Below are 20,799 nucleotides of genomic sequence, written 5' to 3' on the forward strand. Positions count from 1 at the left end.
ATTAATAGCAAAAGGCGGCCTTTTTGAGGTCGCCTTTTCTTTTGCGTACACATCACTTAGATCGAGGCTTAACTCAATCCTTTCTTAATCAAATAGAGATAGGGCAATGTGTCCACTTTCTCCGCAATTAACTGATGATCCATAAAGCGGCAAAAACTGGGAATGTCTCGAGTGGTTGACGGGTCATCGGCTTTCACTAGTAAAATTTCGCCATCTTGCATGGTTCGAATGGTTTTTCTGACCATCATTACAGGCTCGGGACAGCGCAATCCTTCGGCTTCGAGTGTTTGTGTGGCAAGTGCCGGATCAAATGTCATATTCAAACCTAATCGATGTTATCGCAAGGCGTAGATAATACTGGCGAGGAAAAAATATTCAATAACCACTTGGCAAAGTGATCTTTTTGTTTTAACTTACTTAACAAGTTGATAACAATTTGGTGAGGCACTTATGTTGACAGCGCTTGATAGGTTAACCATTTATTCGGTTCTCTGCTTTATCTCATTTTGTGCCTTAGTGATGCGAACGCCTGCAGAAACGTCATGGATGCCACTTTTTGGTGTCAGTGCGTCACTGGTTGGGATCTGGCTTGAGATGCATCTTTGGAAAGGCATCTCAGAAGAGCAGAATCACTAATCCATCACATATTGATCAACGCATTGCACTAATACGACACGAAACACATTCCGACACTATCCCCATTTTCTTGGGCTTCCCCGCTGAAAGGCGGGATTTTTTTTGCCTAACGCGTACACTGAGCCTATTTGCCATGATAAAAGTGGGGTTGTTGCATGGAGTTGGAAGATATCTATCGTCGCGATCTGAATTTATTGATTGCACTGAGAGTGTTGATAGAAGAGAGCAGTGTCAGTAAAGCGGCCCAGCGTTTAAATCTTAGCCAGTCAGCCATGAGCCGTGTATTAGGTCGGTTACGTGATCTGCTCAATGATCCTCTTTTTACGCGCCAAGGTCAGCATCTCATTCCGACTGAAAAAGCGCTGGAGCTTAATCGCGCATTAGGCGAACCATTGGAGTCTCTACGTCAAATCCTTTCACCTGTTGAATTTGACCCCCAGCAATGTGAACAAACCTTCACCATTGCCACGACAGATTACGCAATGCAGACCATCTTACCGTTTGCTTTACCAAGGATATATCAAGAGGCACCAAACGTGTCGTTTGAGTTTTTACCTTTGCAGCATGATAGGTTGGCCGATCAACTGACTTATGAAGGGGCTGATTTAGCGATTTGTCGCCCAACGTCGCCAGTAGCACCATTGATGAGTGAGGTGCTTGGGCGAGTCGGTGTGCTTTGTTTGCTCTCCCAACACCATCCGTTGGCGAATCGGCAGATCTCTTTAGCGGATTACCTGACATACCCTCATGCGATGATTGCGATCAGTGATGGTGTTAATGCCTTAATTGAACAAGCATTAAGTGGGCAGCCTAAACGGAAAATGGTGCTCAGAGCCTATCATTTAGAAGCTGCGCTAGCGATTGTTGATACCATGCCATTGATTATTACGGTGCCTGCGGATCTGGCCTATTTAGTGGCAGAACGTTACACATTGGTGGTGAAGCCGTTACCGTTTCAGTTTACGCCGTTTGACTACTCTATGATTTGGCACTCGCGATGTGAGCATTCTCCTGCCCAAGAATGGTTAAGGCAGATCGTCAAACAAGAGTGCAGTCGGTTGATTGCTAAGCGTATTGAAGAGATGCAGTTAGAGGGATAAAAATCATCAAGCTTTGAGTAAGACCAAAGCTTGATGAATGAATGGTTTAAAGCTTAATCACCACGCGACCAGTCACTTGACCATTGGTGATCGTTTCAGCGTACTGCGCTGTTTGTTCGAGGGTGATTTCTTCACACGCTTGCTCAAAGTAGCTTGCAGGTAGCAGTTTCGCTAAGCTTTCCCATGCTGCCATGCGTTTTTCTCGCGGGCAAGAGACGGAGTCGACACCTTGCAGGCGTACATTGCGCAAAATGAACGGCATGACGGTGGTGGGTAAATCAAAACCACCCGCTAAACCACACGCGGCAACTGTGCTGTTGTAGTCCATTTGGGCTAACACTTTGGCTAACATTTTGCTGCCTACTGTATCGACCGCGCCAGCCCAAATCTGTTTTTCCAGCGGACGAGCTGGCTCTTCAAATTCGCTGCGATCAATAATGCGGCTTGCTCCTAGTTTTTCTAGCAGTGGACCATTTTGTTCAACACGACCCGTTACCGCAGCAACTGTATAACCTAGCTTAGCTAATAGTGTTACAGCAACTGAACCCACGCCGCCACTGGCACCCGTCACCAATATTTCACCCTTTTCCGGTTGAATACCCGCATCTAAAATGGCTTGCACGCAAAGCATGGCAGTAAAGCCAGCAGTGCCAATCATCATCGCTTTTTTGCTATCAAGGCCGTGCGCGAGTGGTACTAACCAATCGGCTTTCAAGCGTGCTTTTTGCGCCATACCACCCCAATGGTTTTCACCTACTCCCCAGCCGGTTAGTACAACTTTATCACCGGTTTGGTAGCGAGTATCTTGAGATTCAAGTACGGTTCCCGCAAGATCAATGCCCGGTACCATAGGGAAATTGCGAATGATTTTGCCTTTACCTGTAATGGCTAAACCATCTTTGTAATTCAATGATGAGTAATCGACCGCGACTAAAACTTCACCTTGCGGTAATTGTGATTCATCGATTTGTTCAATGGTGGCAACTGTGTTTTTTTCTTGTTGATTAAGGATTAACGCTTTAAACATTCGGATCTCCAGATTGGCACAGCAAGCATAAGATGTCGCTAAGTGTAGTACTGAATTAACTATGACTAAAATGAAACTTTAGCATTGGTTCTATGCGTATTATGCATCACTCATAAAAAATGCCAGTCGTGGGACTGGCATTGAGCTTTAGGATAAGAAGAACTGGTATGAAGGATTGTCCGTCTCATCTTTGCATTGGTAACCCAATTCTCTAAGGTGAGCGGAGAAGCGGTTTAAATCACTCTCTTCGAGTTCAAAACCACACAATACGCGGCCATAATCGGCGCCATGATTGCGGTAATTAAACAAGCTAATGTTCCAGTGTGTGCCAAGCGTGCTGAGAAATTTCAGCAGAGCGCCCGGATATTCCGGAAATTCGAAGCTGTATAATCGCTCTTTTAGCGGCTTAGAGGGTTTGCCTCCAATCATATAACGGACATGCAGTTTGGCCATTTCATCATCCGATAGATCCACCACAGGGTAGCCACCTTGGCGTAAATCGTGAATGATGTTGTCGAGCTCTTCTTGCCCACTTAACAGGCGTACACCGACGAAAATGTTGGCCAGCTTGTCATCGTTATAGCGATAGTTGAACTCGGTGACCGCGCGACCGCCAATGATATTACAAAACTCAAAAAACGCGCCTTGACGTTCAGGTATGGTCACCGCCAAAAGCCCTTCACGTTTTTCGCCTAGCTCACATCGCTCCGACACGTAACGCAAGCCGTGGAAATTGGTGTTAGCCCCTGAAAGTACGGTGCCTAACTGTTTATCCACCAGCTTATGTTTTTCCGCGAATTTCTTCAGACCAGCCAGAGCAAGCGCTCCAGAAGGTTCGGCAATCGCACGCGTGTCTTCGAAGATATCTTTAACCGCCGAGCAGATTTCATCGCTTGATACCGTGATGTGGCCATCAATGTATTGCTGACACAAACGGAAGGTTTCATCACCAATACGTTTTACCGCGACACCGTCGGCAAACATGCTGACTTGGTCAAGCACCACGGGTTTACCTGCCTCGAGTGCTGCTTTTAAACAAGCAGAATCTTCAGGTTCAACCGCAATGACTTTGATTTCTGGCATCAGCTGTTTGATGAGCACCGCGACCCCAGCGGCTAAACCGCCACCGCCGACTGGTACAAAAATGTAATCAAGGTGGCCATTTTGTTGCAGCATTTCCATGCCAATCGTGCCTTGCCCTGCAATGACCAGTGGGTGATCGAACGGTGGGACAAACGTATAACCTTGCTCGTGAGCCAAGCGTTCCGCTTCGGCTTTGGCTTCATCAAAGTTGTTGCCATGCAAAATCACCAAACCGCCAAAACCGCGCACCGCTTCGACTTTGATATCAGGGGTAGTTTTAGGCATCACAATGGTGGTTTTAATGCCTAATTTTGTTCCCGATAGAGCCATTCCCTGCGCGTGGTTGCCTGCTGACGCAGCAATCACCCCTGCTTGTTTTTGCACCTCAGATAAACTCGACACCATATTATAAGCGCCGCGTAATTTAAAAGAGTGCACAGGCTGGCGATCTTCACGCTTGAGCTGAACGCGATTTTTGATGCGCGCCGATAAGCGGGGCATATCCTGCAGTGGCGTCACCGTTGCGACGTCATACACGGGGGCGCGCAGGATCTGGCGCAGATAATCTGCGCCAGTTTGAGTTGCGTTACCTGAGTCGCTCATCCGCTAGCCCTCTAGCTTAGATTTGTCTCGAACAGCCCCTTTATCAGCGCTGGTGGCCATACTTGCGTAGGCTTTCAATGCCAAAGAGACTTCACGCTGGCGATTGACAGGTTTCCAACCGAGCTGGTCTTGTTTTACGCGGCGCTCAGCCAGTTCAGCTTCTGAAACGTTGAGCGTAATGGAGCGGTTTGGAATATCGATGGCGATAATATCCCCAGAATTCACCAAACCTATCGTTCCGCCGTTCGCAGCTTCTGGAGAAACGTGACCAATTGATAAACCGGAAGTCCCCCCAGAGAAACGACCGTCAGTCAGTAGCGCGCACTCTTTGCCTAGCCCCATTGATTTGAGGTACGTGGTTGGGTAAAGCATTTCTTGCATACCCGGGCCGCCTTTCGGGCCTTCATAGCGGATGACGACAACATCGCCAGCCTTCACTTTACCGCCTAAAATGCCTTCAACGGCATTTTCTTGGCTTTCAAAGACCACGGCTGGGCCTGCAAATTTCAGACTACCTTCATCAACCCCTGCTGTTTTTACAATACAGCCATCAACGGCAATGTTGCCTGATAGAACGGCTAGGCCACCATCTTGGCTAAAAGCATACTCTTTGGTACGAATACAGCCTTCTTTGCGATCGTCATCGAGGCGATCCCAGCGGCATTGTTGTGAGAAGGCTTTAGTGGTACGAATGCCCGCAGGACCGGCACGGAAAAAGGTTAAGACATCTTCATCTTGCGTTTGCATGATGTCGTATTGAGCCAACTGCTCTTTCATCGATAAACCCAACACGGTGCGAGTTTGATTATTGATGAGACCGGCGCGATCCAATTCACCAAGAATCGCCATCACGCCACCCGCGCGGTGTACATCTTCCATGTGATATTTTTGAGTCGATGGCGCGACTTTACACAGATGAGGTACGCGGCGTGACATGCGGTCGATATCACCCATGTCAAAATCGATTTCACCTTCTTGAGCGCCTGCTAATAGGTGCAATACCGTGTTGGTTGAGCCGCCCATGGCAATATCGAGCGCCATCGCATTTTCGAACGCGGCTTTGTTGGCAATATTACGCGGTAAGGCGGATGCATCATCTTGCTCGTAGTAACGCTTGGTTAATTCAACAATGCGTTTACCTGCGTTGATGAAGAGCGCTTCACGATCGGCATGCGTGGCCAACATCGAACCATTACCCGGTTGAGAAAGTCCCAATGCTTCGGTGAGACAGTTCATCGAGTTGGCGGTAAACATGCCAGAACAAGAACCACAGGTTGGGCAGGCCGAGCGTTCAATTTGTTCACTTTGTGCATCGGAGACTTTAGGGTCAGCGCCTTGGATCATCGCATCGACTAAATCGAGTTTGATGATTTGATCAGAAAGCTTGGTTTTACCCGCTTCCATTGGCCCGCCAGAAACAAAGATGACGGGAATATTAATGCGCAGTGCCGCCATCATCATCCCAGGGGTGATTTTGTCGCAGTTGGAAATGCAGACCATCGCATCAGCGCAGTGCGCATTAACCATGTACTCGACAGAGTCTGCGATCAACTCGCGTGAGGGCAGTGAGTACAGCATGCCGCCATGCCCCATGGCGATACCATCATCTACCGCGATGGTATTAAATTCTTTGGCGATGCCGCCGGCTTTTTCGATTTCACCCGCAACCAATTGCCCCATATCTTTGAGGTGCACGTGGCCCGGTACGAATTGAGTGAACGAGTTAACCACCGCAATAATCGGCTTACCGAAATCTTCATCTTTGACGCCAGTGGCGCGCCATAATGCGCGCGCTCCAGCCATATTACGTCCGTGTGTCGTCGTTGCGGATCTATACTTTGGCATTGTCTATCGTCCTCTATTACTTCGGTTGTGGGTACACGTAATCCAACCAGCCCCACTTGTCTTCAGTGGTGCCGTTAAATAGGCCAAAGTAAGCTTCTTGCATCACTTTCGTGATTGGCCCACGTTTGCCCTCTCCAACCGTAATTTGGTCTACGCTCCGTACAGGGACGATTTCGGCGGCGGTGCCAGTCATAAAAATTTCGTCAGCAAGATAGAGAGCTTCGCGCGCAATGTTCACTTCACGCACTTCGTAGCCCATTTCTTTAGCCAGCGTCATGATCGAATCACGCGTGATGCCCGGCAAGATGGAGCTGGTGGTTGGTGGCGTGAGCAGCACACCGTTTTTGATGACGAAAATGTTTTCGCCTGCACCTTCAGATAAATAACCATCCACGCTTAAGGCGATACCTTCGGCATAGCCATGACGACGAGCTTCACCACCGACAAGCAGAGACGATAAATAGTTACCACCCGCTTTGGCTGCGGTTGGAATGGTGTTTGGCGCAGCGCGATGCCAGCTAGAAACCATCGCATCCACACCATTTTCTAGCGCTTCATCACCTAAGTAAGCACCCCAAGGGAAGGCGGCAATGATTAACTCCATTTCAGTATTCACTGGTGGGCAAACGCCAAGGCCAACGTTGCCAACAAAGCCAAGTGGGCGAATGTAGGCTGAATCCAGTTTATTGACGCGCAATGTTTCACGTGTCGCTTCCATGATCTCTTCTATCGTATAGGGGATAGGGAAACGGTAAATTTTTGCTGAATCTTTTAGGCGTTGAGCGTGCTCTTTATGACGGAAGACGATTGGACCTTTAGGAGTGTTATAACAACGCACACCTTCAAACACCGAAGTGCCGTAGTGCATCGCGTGTGTCAGTACATGAACGTTTGCATTTGCCCACGGAACCATTTCACCGTTGAACCAAATGTAATCTGCAGTTTTTGTTGCCATTTATTGCCTTCCTTATGCACAAATCTTTTGTTGTAAATTGTTATTCGGTAGTTCGTTATTTTTTATTGGGGTGACATCGACACTGCGAATATCCCATAATTTTTCAATTTGATTGATCAGTGTGCTGATGGGGCGATCACTATCAACAATGATTTCAACACTGGCGACTTTACTGGCGTGGTTTTGCGTTGCGGCCACTTGTTTTATCACAAACCCACGATGGCGAATCACGCGCAGAACACGCTCTAATAGCACCGGTTTATCATCGGCTTTGATGTCTAATAGGTATCTATCCATTAGGTGTTCTCCAACATATCACTATTTGAGGCGCCCGGTGGTACGAGCGGCCATACGTTTTCTTCTTCATCAATCAAAACGTGAAGCAGATAAGCTGTTTTGCTGGCCAGCATTTCTTTAAGTGCCGGTTCAACTTCTTCTTTTTTGGTGATGGTTTTGCCAGGAATATCGAACGCCTTAGCTAGCATCACGAAATCTGGGTTGTCATCCAAAATCGTTTCGCTATGGCGGCCATCAAAGAACAGCGATTGCCATTGGCGCACCATACCCAAACGATGGTTGTTCAGTAGTACCATCTTAACCGGGATTTGGCGGCGTTTGAGCGTACCAAGTTCTTGAACATTCATCATGAACGAACCATCTCCAGAAATGAGAATGGATTGATCATCAGGGCGAGCAACGGCAGCGCCCATTGAGGCTGGCAACCCAAAGCCCATAGTGCCAAGGCCAGCTGAGGTGATGAAGTTCTGTGGAGCACGCGGCTGAATGTGCTGCGCGGCCCACATTTGATGTTGGCCAACGTCGGTTGAGACGATGGCTGAATCGGGCATCATGTCGGACAGTTGTTTGAGTAACAATGGTGCAAAAATGAGATCGCCCGGGTGGTCATAGCGCCACTTAAAGCCACTGCGCAAACTTTCACTGTGGTGAACCCACGGTGCGATATCATGCGTCAGTTCCAGTTGTGGAAGAATGAGATTGATGTCACCACGTAGTGACGCATTGGCGATCCGGAGTTTATTAAACTCGGCCGCATCGATATCGATATGAATCACTTTGGCGTGTGGTGCAAAAGTATCCAGTTTTCCCGTTACTCGGTCATCAAAGCGCGCTCCAACCACAACCAACAAATCACACTCTTGAACGACCAAGTTTGCCGCCTTAGTCCCGTGCATACCAAGCATGCCAAGGTAATGCGGGTCATGGCGCTCAATTGTGCCCAAGCCTTTTAAAGTGCTTACTGATGGCATCGGATTGAGGCGTAAAAACTCGCGTACGGAATCGGTCGCTTTGGCCAGTTGAACGCCACCGCCAACATACAATACAGGACGAGAGCTTTGTGAAAGCAGTTGTTGCGCTGCGTGAAGCTGCTCTTGGCTGGCAACTGGCATGGCTGGCGCAGTGAATGCAGGTAGCTCAGTCACGGGGGTTTTTGCCAGTTGTACATCTTTAGCGATATCCACAATCACCGGGCCGGGGCGACCCGCTTTCGCTACCTCAAAGGCTTCGGCAAGGGTGGGTGCGAGATCGTGGATATCGGTAACGAGGTAGCTGTGTTTGGTGCAAGAGAGTGACATACCAATCACGTCCATCTCTTGAAAAGCATCGGTACCAATGTGCGAGCTTGCGACTTGGCCGGTGATGGCGACGAGGGGGATTGAGTCAAGAAATGCATCGGCAAGACCGGTGACCAAATTGGTCGCTCCGGGTCCTGAGGTGGCCATGCACACCGCGACATCTTGTGTCGAGCGCGCCATGCCAATCGCCGCCATGGCTGCACCTTGTTCGTGGCGACAGAGGATGTGTTCTACACCGCCATCGTATAATGCATCATAGATTGGCATAATAGCGCCGCCGGGATAACCAAAAACGGTTTTGATTCCCTGCTGCTTTAATGCGGCTACAACCAGTTGTGCTCCTGTCATCGTAACCCTCCCAAACTGTGTATGGCACAGTAAACCATGTTGTGTTTGCACTTCATGTGCGCTCCCATTCTTCCTGCCATATCGGGTTGGATAATCACCAACCAGTATGAACTTTTTAGTTTAATAGTTGTAAAAAAACCCCCGGACTTTTCAGTGCGGGGGTCTTTTGAATCTGGTGGTTATTTTGCGCCCACTAGCCCCCGCGCGGAATCAATAATGACCACGATAATCAGGCTTAGCAGTAGGTTAATGTGAGCGTTCAAATTCATCACTTAATTCTTAAAATAGTTGGCGTAATATCTTACGAAATTGTTTGCGTCTCTAGTGGTAACACACAATTCCGTTAAATGACAAGCAAAAACTCATTCTTTTTTCACATTCTTTCAGCATCACAACAAGCTATATAACAATCTCTCGTGTGCAAATAAGGGCGCAGAAACAGAACGAACACTTTTTAAACAACCACAAAGGAATGAAATGGGACTCGCAATTATTCACAGCCGAGCCAGTGTTGGCGTGCAAGCACCGACAGTGACAGTTGAAGTACATATTAGCAATGGTATGCCCGGTTTTACGTTGGTCGGCTTGCCTGAAACGACGGTCAAAGAGTCTCGTGATCGCGTGCGCAGCGCTATCATTAATTCCCGTTTTGAGTTTCCCGCCAAGCGTATTACGGTCAATCTAGCCCCTGCGGATCTCCCCAAAGAGGGTGGTCGATTTGATTTACCGATCGCGTTGGGTATTTTGGCGGCCTCACAGCAGATAGCGCTAACGAAGTTAGATGGGTATGAGTTTATTGGTGAATTAGCCTTATCTGGTGAGTTGCGTCCTGTTAAAGGTGTATTACCCGCCGCTTTAGCTGCGAATCGAGCCAAGCGCTGTTTGGTGGTGCCTCATGGTAATGGTGATCAAGCCGCATTAGTGGCAAAAGATCAGCATAAATCGGCGCAAACGCTGCTTGAGGTGTGTGCTGATTTGTGTGGCCAGCAAACCCTCTCTCTTTTTCAAACCGAACCTAAACTATGCCGAGCGAAAAATACTCGCGATCTGCAAGATATCATTGGTCAACAGCAAGGAAAGCGAGCGTTAGAAATCGCAGCCGCGGGCAACCATAACCTGCTTTTTCTCGGTCCACCCGGAACGGGTAAAACCATGCTTGCCTCTCGGTTGTGTGATTTATTACCAGAAATGAATGAAGATGAAGCGATGGAAACCGCTTCGGTTGCTTCTCTGACTCCACAAGACATCAACCAGCACAACTGGAAGCAAAGGCCATTTCGCTCGCCTCATCATTCCAGTTCAATGGCGGCGCTGGTCGGTGGCGGTTCTATTCCGAGGCCGGGGGAAATTTCTTTGGCACACAATGGGTTATTGTTTCTTGACGAAATGCCGGAATTTGAACGAAAAGTGCTCGACTCACTGCGTGAACCTTTAGAGTCGGGTGAAATTATTATTTCAAGAGCGCAAGGCAAAACGCGTTTTCCAGCTCGCTTTCAATTAGTGGGGGCGTTGAACCCCAGCCCAACCGGTTATTACGAAGGCACGCAAGCCAGAGCCAACCCGCAGAGTATTTTGCGCTATTTGGGGCGCTTATCGGGGCCACTGCTTGATCGTTTTGACATGTCGATAGAAATCCCCTCGCTTCCCAAAGGGATGTTGGCAAATGGCGGCGAAAGAGGTGAAGCAACGGCTGTGGTTAAAGAAAGAGTGTTGATTGCTCGTGAACGGATGGTGATTCGTAATGGCAAGGTTAATGCTTTGTTGGGGAGCCGAGAAATTGAACAGTATTGCCCTTTAACTAAGGCTGACGCCGAATTTTTGGAAAATGCACTGCACCGCCTAGGGCTCTCCATCCGCGCGTATCATCGCATTATCAAAGTGGCGCGTACGATTGCTGATTTAGAAGGGGCCGAGCAGATTGCGAAGCCCCATCTAGCGGAAGCACTCGGCTATCGAGCGATGGACCGCTTGTTGAAACAACTGACCGCACAAGCGGTGTAATGAACTTAAAACTGGTAATTTAACCCTAGCGCTGTAAAGAGAGACGATTCGTCGTAAAACGAGAGGTTTGAGCTCGATTGGTTATAACCGGCTAAAGCGATTAATGACCAATCATCCCAATCCATAAATTGGCTGTATTCGTACGCGAAGAATAGGCTCAGTTCATCGTCATTACGCACAGTGTGATTAAACAGTGAATTTCCACCTTGATAGTCGCGCTTGGTATAACCAGCGGTCAGCGCCAGTTTATGGCGATTGATAAACGTGAAGTAGGAGAGATCGGCGGCGTAAGAGTGATGAGTATTGGCGTCGCCATCCGCTTGGTGGTTGATATAAGTGATGGAGGGCTGTAACAAACTGGTTGGGCTCAGAGAGTAACGGTACTGCCCTTTTAGGTAGTAACTTTTACCATCACGAGCCAGTTCAGGGCTTGGAAACTGATCGTTGCCGATCTCTTTGGTCGCGTAAGCGACATCGATAGTCCATGGGCTGCCTTGAATACTATTGAATGTTAATCGGTAGGCATTTCCTGACTCATCGGTTTCTTGGCGCTGACTGTTTAGTTGGTAAGGGTTAGCCCAGGTTTTTCCAGACATCACGGTCGGCAAAAAAGCCACATCAACCACGGTACCTGTCTCCATCTCATATTGATACCCCAGCTGAAGCGCTAAAGTGCCGACGGCAATATCATCACGTGAGGTGCCTAGATAAACCTGTTGTTGACGTTTGTCCCCGAAGGTGTAAGCAAGGTTACCCAAAGGCCCAACGGCAAAGTTTGACTGCCGGCTACTCTTTGTTTCGAGTGATGTAATACGCTCATCTCCACCCGTATCAAACGATGATTGGGAAGATGCAAAAATAGTATTAATGGCAATCTCACCACTTAAACCTGTTTCTGGAGCCAGTTCGGCAGATACATGAAAAGCCAGAGCGCTAACAAGCGTCATGGACAGGTATTTATTCATTAGGAGTTTCCATACTTTGATTCAATAGTGGTTAAGTATATGAATAAACTTGGATGACGACACGATAAAACTAATCTGACCGTTTTATGAATGAAGGGTGAGCTTTGTCTTAGGCATACACAGTTTTGTGCTGCGATGGCTTGTGTTTCAAGATTGGTTGTATGAGAAAGCGCTGCAAGGTTGAACTTGATTAAGTAAAAATGAGGAGCCGTTGTGCTCCTCATTTGGGAATGATTACTTGGTCAGTAGGTAATTGACCAGTTCGAAGTATTCATTGGTCGATTTAACACCTTGTCCCTGCACCAAATAATGATTGTTAACCACGACAGCAGGCACACCTGAAAGGCCGCTTTCTTGGAACTGTTTATCAAAGCGGCGCACCATTGAATCGACGGCAAAACCATTAAAGGCGGCATCAAATTTTGCTGCATCAATACCTTCGTCTAGGAAGATTTGGCGTAGATCCGCATCATCTCTTGGTGGTTTACGCATCGTGTGGATGCGGTTAAACATCACGGGCACCATTTTGTCTTCAACTTTGAGGGCAAGCATGGTGGCGTAAGCTTTACTCATTGATTTACCCATAGAGCCACCCATAAAAGAAACATGGTTTTTCTGCAGAGTAACCCCTTGTGGGAGCTGCTTTTTCAGTTGGGCGATGATCGGCTCAAAGGTATTGCAGTGTGGGCAGTAAAAGGAGAAAAACTCCGTCACGGTTGGATTTTTAGAGGGTTCAAGATCAAGCACTTTATAATGCTCACCTTCTTTAAATTGGGCTGCATGAGCCGATAAGCTCAGCAGTAAGGTTGCAACCAGTGCAAAAAGCTTCTTCATTGTGTACTCCATTTATTGCTTCAAGGTGACTTACCATTGTGGCATTAGTGAGAGCGTGGGCTCGTCTAATGCTGCTATTTGTTCTTTAAACGCAAGCACTTGGCTTTCCCAATATTTAGGGTCATTAAACCAAGGGAAGGCGAGTGGAAAAGCAGGGTCTTGCCATCGTTTGGCCAACCATGCCATGTAATGCACCATTCGTAGACCGCGTAACGGTTCAATTAGTTTCAATTCGGCTGGATTAAAATCGTGAAACTCTTGATACGACTCTAAGATAATGTCCAACTGCATTCGCTTATCTTGCAATTCGCCATTGAGTAGCATCCACAAATCCTGTACTGCTGGTCCATTGCGAGCATCGTCTAAATCGACAAACATGGGCCCATCTCGCCACAAAATATTGCCTGGATGGCAATCACCATGCAAGCGGATGGCCGCGGATTTTGTTGGCCATTGCTGTTCAATTTTGTTGATCAATAACGATAAGTCACTGAAAAAGGTATTTTGCAAGTGCTGAGGTATAAAGGACGCATTTTCCAATAGCTGTTTGGGTTGATAAAGATACTCATCTAAGCTGATGGTCGGGCGATGAACAAATGTACGAGTGGCACTGATGTGATGAATGCGTCCAAGAAACCGGCCCACGCCTTCTAATTGGTCCATATTGTCCACTTCAAACTGCCGCCCACCCACACTGTTAAACAGCGCGAAATGATAGCCCTGATAGTGATGTAAGGTTGCACCGTTGATGAGCAATGGCTCAGCAATCGGAATTTCCGCCGCGTACAGCTCGCGTGTGAAATCGTGCTCCTCTTGAATTTGCTCAACACTCCAGCGCTGAGGTCGATAGAATTTCACCACATAGCGTTGGCGTTCTTCATCGATGAATTGATAAACGCGGTTTTCGTAACTGTTGAGTGCCAGAAATCCTGATTCAGCACGAATGCCGATGCTTTCTAAGGCATACCACATGGTATCAGGGGTGAGTGCATCAAAATGGAAAGAAGCTTTGGTCATGATTAAAAAGGGCCCATTACTGAGCCCTTTTCCATTCGTTATGAAGTTAGAGTTTATTAATAAACCGGCTCTCAACTTCTATCGTGAATTGGTTACTGTCCGTGAGTATAAACTGAATCGTCGCTATAGGAGAGCTGAGTTTGTCAGGAGCGACGCCAAGGCTGGTTGGTAGGTTCAATACCTCTCCTGGTTTGACTTGAATGGTTTGTTTACCATACCAAGAGACGTCCGATAGCCCTTTCACGTCAAGCTTATACTCTTGCGTTTGCTGAGTTTTGTTGATGACTTTCAAGGTGTAAGTGTTCTCAATTTCACCATTGCTGTTGGTTTTAAATAGCTGGTTTCTATCACGCAATACACTTAAGCCGACCGGATCAACGCTGGCCACTTGAGCGATGAATAAGCCAAACATCACCAGCAGTACCGTGCCATAACCGAGTAATTTAGGCCTGAGTATTTTGGTGTGGTGGCCGGAGAGGCGGTGCTCCGTGGTATAGCTGATGAGCCCTTTTTCATAGCCCATACGTTCCATCGTGGTATCGCACGCATCAATACAAGCGCCGCAGTTAATGCATTCGTACTGCAAGCCATCACGAATATCGATGCCAGTCGGACACACTTGTACGCACAAATCACAATCAATGCAGTCACCTAAACCGAGTGCTTTGTGATCGGCTTTACGAGCGCGTGGCCCACGAGTTTCACCGCGTTTGCTGTCATAGCCAACAATAAAGGTATCTTTGTCAAACATCGCAGACTGAAAGCGAGCATAAGGACACATATGGATGCAGACGATCGAACGCATCCAGCCTGCATTTCCGTAAGTACAAAGGGTGAAAAAGAGTACCCAGAAGACGGGCCAGAAACTTTCATCGAGTGTGAAAAAGTTCACCACGAGTTCGCGTACCGGGACGAAATAGCCGACAAAAGTAAAACCAGTACCGAGTGCAATCGCCAGCCAAGCAATGTGTTTGATGGCTTTTCTTATAGCAAGATTAGCTGTGAGTTTTCCTGAGTCCTGCTTGCGGCGTTTATTGGCGGCGCCTTCGAGTTTTTCTTCAAACCAAATGTAGATAAATGTCCACACAGTTTGCGGGCACAGATAGCCACACCAGACACGGCCAAGAAAAGTGGTAATAAAAAACAGGCCGAACGCCGCAATCATAAACAACAGGGCCAGTAGAGTTAGGTCTTGTGGGTAAAGTGTGGTGCCGAAAAAGTTAAATTGCTGGTGGCCGATGTCGAGCAAAATCGCTTGGCGATCACCATAAGAGATCCACGGTACTAAAGTAAAAAGCAGCAGTAAAAACCAGCCACCATAGCGGCGGAGTTGTTGATAAGTACCTTTACTTTCGCGCACATAAATACGGTTGCTGGGGTTAAAACGGTCACCGTTGCCTTTGTGAGTTTTGGGGTTGAATATTTTAGGAGTCACATCCTTTATATCGATTTTGTCCTGACTCATGAAATGATCCTTGTTGGGCTGTAAGGTGTGATTTCTTTTAGTTCACACTCTGCGACATTGCTGTTTTCTCTTTGGGTACAATACCAAGATGAGAAATTATCATTGTTCAATCTTTATTTATTAAGCGGCAAGTATAACGCCAATAACAATTTTATTTCTTTAACACTATCAACCTTTAACAATAAAGCCTCAACTCGTGAGGCTTATCGCTAATAATAAAAAAGCGACCTAATAAGGCCGCTATCTTGATCATTATCACAGGGGCCACATCATTTTATGATGCCACGCGCGCGTAAAATGGCTGTTTTAAAATCATCTTCCTGATCTTTCTTCAGGCCAGGAATCATTTCGTCTTTGGCGCTGTTGCGCATTTTTAGATGGTAGATCAATACATCATCTGTAAGCGCTTCTAATGGTCCTTTATAACCCGCTTCTTGAGCCAGTTTGGTGATGAATTGCACTAAGTTGAGCTGCTGATCTTTTTGCCATTCAGGCGCAAGTAGTTCAATTAGCTCTTCAATTCGATGACATTGCATTCTCTTTTCCCCAATTTTTATAAGTATTTTGAGTAAAGGTATCAAATTGCGGATTGAAGTCCAATTGAGCGCAAAGAAAAAGCGCAGGGTTTAGCTGCGCTTTTTAATTATGCTGCCTGAACAACATTAGTTGTGCTCGATGCAGTAAGGGCATTTTTTTCAACTAAAGTCATTGCTGGAGCGACTTTTTTTGCAGTCGGAGCAGCAGCAAAACCACTACGACGACGCATTGCACTACGGTTTGTGTGCGAAAACCTGACAGCTGTTGGGCGCATTCATTAACCTAACGGTCAGGCACATCCATTGCCAATCTAATGGCCTGAATCACCATGAGTTGAGCTTCATAATTGAAGGGTGGCTCTTCTGGCTCTCGCCAATCCAAATAATGATTCAGGAATAACGATATGCTTTCATATCGTAGTTAGATTAGCACCAAGTTTTGAATTGATCGATAGTTGAACGATTGTTGAGATGAATATTCTTGCAAATAAAGCTTAAAATTGTGTGAGATGCTTGGTTGAGTTTGTCATCTGATCGGCATTACATCGCGTTTTGTTAAATAGGAGGTACCTATGTCGTTTACAAAAAACTCGCGATTTATCGCTCTCCTTGATACCCGTTCGTTACGAAATTCGCATTTAGGCTTACAACTGTAAGCTGAGGTGTGCAATACTAAGCCCACATTTTGTTGCTTTTGGTATGGTGTTTATGTCTGCTGTTGAGAATGACGGCTATGGTGCTGATGAAGAACGGGCGAATGCACTGAGTCATGGTTTGGGGCTATTGCTTAGTTTTGTCGGTTTAGTCTTGCTGCTGATCAAGGCAACAAGTGCACAGGCCGATGCATTGACTTATATCAGCATGAGTCTCTATGGAGGCAGCATGATAGCGTTATTCCTTGCTTCAACGCTGTATCACTCCGTTGCGACACCGAAAGCCAAACGCTGGCTAAAAACGTTCGACCACTGTGCCATTTATCTACTGATTGCCGGAAGTTACACACCCTTTTTGTTGGTTAGCCTTCGCACTCCTTTGGCGATAGGTCTTATGGTGGTGATCTGGCTGCTGGCGCTGCTCGGCATCATCATGAAAATTGCCTTTGTCTATCGTTTTAAAAAGTTCTCACTGGTGACTTATTTGGCGATGGGGTGGTTATCCTTGGTTGTGATCTACCAACTGGCCCTCAATATCGAGGTCGGTGGTTTGGTGCTACTTGCTGTTGGTGGTTTGGTCTATTCGCTCGGGGTGATTTTTTATGTAGCGAAACGCATTCCCTATAACCATGCGATTTGGCATTTATTCGTGCTAGGTGGCAGTGCTTGTCACTTTTTTGCGGTTTACCTTTTTGTTCACCCAGTAAGTGCTTAACGCATTTCAACCCGCTCAATGTTGGCCGAAATTTGATAGCCTTGCTGGCGATCAACCTGAAGGGTAATCGGCTTTCCTTGCGCTTGAGTTTGTGGGCGTAAATAGCTATCAGCCATCCGTTTAATGGATTGCCAAATGGGTAACTGCTGAGTGAACAATGGTTGACCTTGATTGTCATAAATAGTGATACTGAGCACTACCGCAATGACAGATTGCGAGCTTTGATTGGTGATGGCTGTTGGGATAACGAGTGTATCTCCTTGGTAGTAAGCCGCGCCGAGTACCACTTCCACTCCAGAATCTGACAGTTGTAAAATCGGTTTTTCACTCCCCATCTCAAAGGTGGTTGCTCGGGCTTTTTGAGCAATAGGGGCCGCGTGAATGACGGTTTCCGGCGACATTGATTGCGGTTCAACATATTGCCATGTGAAATCATCATTGAGTTTCACCTGGCGGCCATCTTCTAAGGTCAGAACTTGCGCGCAAGATGCTGCGCTTGCTGTCATGCTTAACAGCATCATTATCACAGGTATTGTCTTCATCTTAACGTCGCCAAAATGCAGGGAAAAACAGAACGATAATCGTCAAAATTTCTAAACGCCCCATCAACATCCCTAAGCTCAGAACCCACTTTGCTGCGTCAGGCAGTGGTGCGAAGTTGCCCGTTGGACCAATCACCGAGCCCATTCCGGGACCAACGTTGGCCACTGCGGTGATGGAACCTGAAATGCTGGTAACAGGGTCAAGGCCCATTGCACTGAGCGCGCCTGCGATAGCAATGACAGTGATGAAAAAGGTTAAACCAAAAGCGACGACTGAGCGGACAATATCATCATTAACTGGACGATGATTATAGCGCTGTACGAAGATGCCTGATGGATGGACCAACTTCATAATTTGTTTATTGAGCAGCGTCATCGCAATTTGGAAGCGGAATACTTTAATCCCACCAGAGGTTGAGCCGGAACAAGCTCCTGCTGCCATTAAGAAGATGAACAGAGTGCTTGGCAGTGCGCCCCAAGCGGTGAAATCTTCCAAACCAAAACCAGTAGTCGTGACCACTGAAACGATATTAAACATCGCCACTCGCAGGGCGTCCAACCAGTAGTAGCCTAGTTTGAGATTCAGCCACAACGCAATGATGAGACTGGCAATTAGGAAAAGATAAGCAAATCCGCGCACTTGTGCGTCTTTTATGATCACTTTGATATTTTGTTTTCGGGCCGCAGCGACAAACAGCAGAAAGGGCAAGCCCCCCAAAAACATAAACAGCGTTGCTACCCAATGTGCACCGTTTGAGAAGTGGTTCATTGAACCGTCGGAGGTGGAATATCCACCAGTCGACAAGGTGGTGAATGAGTGGTTGATCGCTTCAAAAAGCGTCATGCCAGTGAGGATGTAGCCAATCAAGCACAGTAAGGTCAGTACCAAATAGACCAGCACAATATTTTTCGCGACAGTTTTGGCGCGTGGGCTACTTTTATCGGACCAATCTGACGATTCGGTTTGGAACAATTTCATCCCACCCACATTGAGCATTGGTAATACCGCTACCGCCATTACGATAAACCCAACCCCACCAAGCCATTGCAGAATAGAACGCCACAACAAGATGCTGGGCGGCATATTATCAAGGCCACTGAGCACGGTTGAACCTGTAGTGGTTAACCCTGACATGGTTTCAAAGTAGGCGTCGGTAAAGCTGATGTGGTTGATAAAGACGAAAGGGAGCGCCGCGAAAGCGCTGGCAACCGTCCACACTAAGCTGGTGATGAGAAACATATCGCGCACGCTGAGCTTAAAGTGCGCGGTACGCCCCAAGCTTAAGCAGATAAAGGCGACAATATGAGTGATGATGACCGCTTGAGCAAAATCAAGGAAGCCACCCGTACCGGTAAAAAAAGCGACCAGTGTCGGCACATACATAAATAGGGCGAGCTTAGACAGCACGAGTCCTATAACGAATGAAATGGGGCGTAAATTCAGCATGACGCCAATGACCTATAGGAAAAATGGGCTAGGTTGGAACAAGGCTTCCACATCGGGCACGTACTTTTTATCCACTAAGAACATCACCACGTGATCATCTTGCTCGATAATAGTGCGGTCATGGGCGATTAACACTTCTTCACCACGCACAATCGCGCCAATGGTTGTGCCCGGTGGCAGTTTAATATCACCCACTGCGCGTCCCACCACTTTAGAGGTGTTTTGGTCGCCATGTGCAATTGCCTCAATCGCCTCTGCCGCGCCACGTCGTAGCGAAGAGACGTTAACGATATCGGCACGACGTACGTGAGTCAGCAGTGCGGAAATGGTGGCTTGTTGGGGTGAAATCGCGACATCAATCACGCCGCCTTGTACGAGGTCGACATACGCGCCACGCTGGATAAGCACCATCACTTTTTTCGCGCCCATACGTTTAGCGAGCATGGCGGACATGATGTTGGTTTCATCTTCGTTGGTGAGCGCAATAAATACATCGACTTGGTCGATGTTCTCTTCGGCTAGCAGCTCTTGGTCCGCCGCATCACCACAAAATACTATGGTGTTTTCTAACTCTTCCGATAACTGCTCTGCACGTGGGTAATTACGCTCAATCAGTTTAACGCTGTAGCTGTGCTCTAAACGTTTGGCTAAGCTTGCCCCAATGTTACCCCCGCCAACAATCATGATACGGCGATAGGTTTTTTCCAGCCGCTGTAGCTCACTCATGACCGAGCGAATATGATTACTGGCTGCCACGAAGAACACTTCATCGTCAGCTTCAATAATGGTGGTGCCTTGCGGGCGAATCGGCCGACCTTGGCGGAAAATGGCCGCGACGCGGGTATCAATGTGCGGCATGTGTTCACGTAGCGCTGAAAGAGCATTACCCACCAATGGCCCGCCGTAGTAGGCTTTCACGGCCACTAGACTTACTTTTTCTTCGGCAAAACTCACTACTTGCAGTGCGCCGGGGTATTGGATCAACCGTTCAATATAGCTCGTCACTAGCTCTTCAGGAGCGATGAGGTGATCCACCGGGATCGCGCCTGACTGAAACAAAGTCTCTTTTTCAAGCAGATATTCAGGAGAACGAATACGCGCAATTCGGTTGGGCGTATTAAACAAAGAGAACGCCACCTGGCATGCCGCCATGTTGGTTTCGTCGGTATTAGTGACCGCAACCAGCATGTCCGCGTCCTGTGCGCCCGCTTCACGCAGTACATCAGGGTGGCTGGCGTGGCCATGAATCACCCGCAAATCGTACTTGTCTTGCAGCTCGCGCAAGCGGTCACTATTTTTGTCGACAATGGTGATGTCATTGTTCTCGCCGACCAAGTTTTCGGCCAGTGTGCCACCGACCTGACCTGCACCAAGAATAATGATTTTCATACTCTGTTCTCTTTCTACCTGCCGAATATCGGCCACTGAAAAG

The 20,799-nt window shown here is 47.5% G+C and carries 20 protein-coding genes; 4 read left to right on the forward strand and 16 right to left on the reverse strand.

Features of this window, described 5'->3' with window-relative positions; all coding sequences use genetic code 11:
* Positions 1-68: 68 nt before the first annotated feature.
* Positions 69-317, reverse strand: coding sequence for a sulfurtransferase TusA (gene tusA / locus AACR75_RS17010; RefSeq protein WP_010319937.1), 249 nt, complete (start codon positions 315-317; stop codon positions 69-71).
* A gap of 133 nt (positions 318-450) precedes the next feature.
* Between tusA and AACR75_RS17015 the strand changes: the two genes are divergently transcribed.
* The gene (locus AACR75_RS17015) at positions 451-636 is read left to right on the forward strand and encodes a hypothetical protein (protein ID WP_010319936.1); all 186 of its coding nucleotides are present in this window, start codon (positions 451-453) and stop codon (positions 634-636) included.
* Positions 637-791: 155 nt separating this feature from the next.
* Positions 792-1,736: a LysR family transcriptional regulator gene (locus tag AACR75_RS17020; RefSeq protein WP_047688071.1), complete on the forward strand. Its 945-nt coding sequence runs from the start codon at positions 792-794 to the stop codon at positions 1,734-1,736.
* 46 nt (positions 1,737-1,782) lie between these two features.
* On the opposite strand, the gene acuI is transcribed toward AACR75_RS17020, so the two are convergent.
* The 6 genes from acuI to ilvG all read right to left on the reverse strand — a co-directional run bounded on the left by acuI (position 1,783) and on the right by ilvG (position 9,192).
* Positions 1,783-2,763 carry an acrylyl-CoA reductase (NADPH) gene (acuI, locus tag AACR75_RS17025; protein ID WP_047688073.1) on the reverse strand — a complete coding sequence of 327 codons (981 nt, stop codon included), beginning with the start codon at positions 2,761-2,763 and terminating at the stop codon, positions 1,783-1,785.
* 147 nt (positions 2,764-2,910) lie between these two features.
* The gene (ilvA, locus tag AACR75_RS17030) at positions 2,911-4,449 is read right to left on the reverse strand and encodes a threonine ammonia-lyase, biosynthetic (RefSeq protein ID WP_017046359.1); all 1,539 of its coding nucleotides are present in this window, start codon (positions 4,447-4,449) and stop codon (positions 2,911-2,913) included.
* A 3-nt stretch (positions 4,450-4,452) separates the two neighbouring features.
* Complete coding sequence (ilvD, locus tag AACR75_RS17035; RefSeq protein WP_047688076.1) at positions 4,453-6,294, reverse strand: dihydroxy-acid dehydratase; 1,842 nt, start codon at positions 6,292-6,294, stop codon at positions 4,453-4,455.
* Positions 6,295-6,310: 16 nt separating this feature from the next.
* Positions 6,311-7,249 carry a branched-chain-amino-acid transaminase gene (gene ilvE / locus AACR75_RS17040; protein WP_010319931.1) on the reverse strand — a complete coding sequence of 313 codons (939 nt, stop codon included), beginning with the start codon at positions 7,247-7,249 and terminating at the stop codon, positions 6,311-6,313.
* A 12-nt stretch (positions 7,250-7,261) separates the two neighbouring features.
* Positions 7,262-7,546, reverse strand: coding sequence for an acetolactate synthase 2 small subunit (ilvM, locus tag AACR75_RS17045; protein WP_010319930.1), 285 nt, complete (start codon positions 7,544-7,546; stop codon positions 7,262-7,264).
* Positions 7,546-9,192, reverse strand: coding sequence for an acetolactate synthase 2 catalytic subunit (gene ilvG, locus AACR75_RS17050; RefSeq protein ID WP_047688077.1), 1,647 nt, complete (start codon positions 9,190-9,192; stop codon positions 7,546-7,548). The genes ilvM and ilvG overlap by 1 nt, the downstream gene beginning before the upstream one ends.
* 477 nt (positions 9,193-9,669) lie before the next feature.
* Here ilvG and AACR75_RS17055 point away from each other — a divergent pair, with 477 nt between their 5' ends.
* On the forward strand, positions 9,670-11,193 hold the full coding sequence (locus AACR75_RS17055) for a YifB family Mg chelatase-like AAA ATPase (protein ID WP_019281087.1): 1,524 nt from the start codon (positions 9,670-9,672) through the stop codon (positions 11,191-11,193).
* Between the two features lie 5 nt (positions 11,194-11,198).
* On the opposite strand, the gene AACR75_RS17060 is transcribed toward AACR75_RS17055, so the two are convergent.
* The 6 genes from AACR75_RS17060 to AACR75_RS17085 all read right to left on the reverse strand — a co-directional run bounded on the left by AACR75_RS17060 (position 11,199) and on the right by AACR75_RS17085 (position 16,285).
* The gene (locus AACR75_RS17060; RefSeq protein ID WP_047688078.1) at positions 11,199-12,158 is read right to left on the reverse strand and encodes a DUF2860 domain-containing protein; all 960 of its coding nucleotides are present in this window, start codon (positions 12,156-12,158) and stop codon (positions 11,199-11,201) included.
* A gap of 234 nt (positions 12,159-12,392) precedes the next feature.
* Positions 12,393-12,992 carry a thiol:disulfide interchange protein DsbA/DsbL gene (locus AACR75_RS17065; RefSeq protein WP_026028316.1) on the reverse strand — a complete coding sequence of 200 codons (600 nt, stop codon included), beginning with the start codon at positions 12,990-12,992 and terminating at the stop codon, positions 12,393-12,395.
* 30 nt (positions 12,993-13,022) lie between these two features.
* The gene (locus AACR75_RS17070; protein WP_026028317.1) at positions 13,023-14,009 is read right to left on the reverse strand and encodes a serine/threonine protein kinase; all 987 of its coding nucleotides are present in this window, start codon (positions 14,007-14,009) and stop codon (positions 13,023-13,025) included.
* A gap of 46 nt (positions 14,010-14,055) precedes the next feature.
* On the reverse strand, positions 14,056-15,474 hold the full coding sequence (gene ccoG, locus AACR75_RS17075) for a cytochrome c oxidase accessory protein CcoG (RefSeq protein WP_017046352.1): 1,419 nt from the start codon (positions 15,472-15,474) through the stop codon (positions 14,056-14,058).
* A 269-nt stretch (positions 15,475-15,743) separates the two neighbouring features.
* Entirely contained in the window at positions 15,744-16,010 is a 267-nt protein-coding gene (locus tag AACR75_RS17080; protein ID WP_026028318.1) for a YihD family protein, read from the reverse strand.
* Positions 16,011-16,117: 107 nt separating this feature from the next.
* The gene (locus AACR75_RS17085; protein ID WP_010319922.1) at positions 16,118-16,285 is read right to left on the reverse strand and encodes a hypothetical protein; all 168 of its coding nucleotides are present in this window, start codon (positions 16,283-16,285) and stop codon (positions 16,118-16,120) included.
* Positions 16,286-16,718: 433 nt separating this feature from the next.
* Between AACR75_RS17085 and trhA the strand changes: the two genes are divergently transcribed.
* The gene (gene trhA / locus AACR75_RS17090) at positions 16,719-17,378 is read left to right on the forward strand and encodes a PAQR family membrane homeostasis protein TrhA (RefSeq protein WP_139152112.1); all 660 of its coding nucleotides are present in this window, start codon (positions 16,719-16,721) and stop codon (positions 17,376-17,378) included.
* Here the strand turns inward: trhA and AACR75_RS17095 are convergent.
* The 3 genes from AACR75_RS17095 to trkA are packed head-to-tail and all read right to left on the reverse strand — an operon-like array spanning position 17,375 to position 20,756.
* A complete protein-coding gene (locus AACR75_RS17095; protein ID WP_047688080.1) occupies positions 17,375-17,920 on the reverse strand; it encodes a DUF3157 family protein in 546 nt (181 codons plus the stop codon). The genes trhA and AACR75_RS17095 overlap by 4 nt on opposite strands.
* Position 17,921: 1 nt before the next feature.
* Entirely contained in the window at positions 17,922-19,367 is a 1,446-nt protein-coding gene (locus AACR75_RS17100; protein ID WP_017043680.1) for a TrkH family potassium uptake protein, read from the reverse strand.
* A gap of 12 nt (positions 19,368-19,379) precedes the next feature.
* Positions 19,380-20,756 carry a Trk system potassium transporter TrkA gene (gene trkA / locus AACR75_RS17105; RefSeq protein ID WP_026027554.1) on the reverse strand — a complete coding sequence of 459 codons (1,377 nt, stop codon included), beginning with the start codon at positions 20,754-20,756 and terminating at the stop codon, positions 19,380-19,382.
* Between the last annotated feature and the right edge of the window lie 43 nt (positions 20,757-20,799).

This window comes from Vibrio sp. ZOR0018 (assembly GCF_963865925.1).
GTDB classification, from domain to species: Bacteria; Pseudomonadota; Gammaproteobacteria; order Enterobacterales; family Vibrionaceae; genus Vibrio; species Vibrio anguillarum.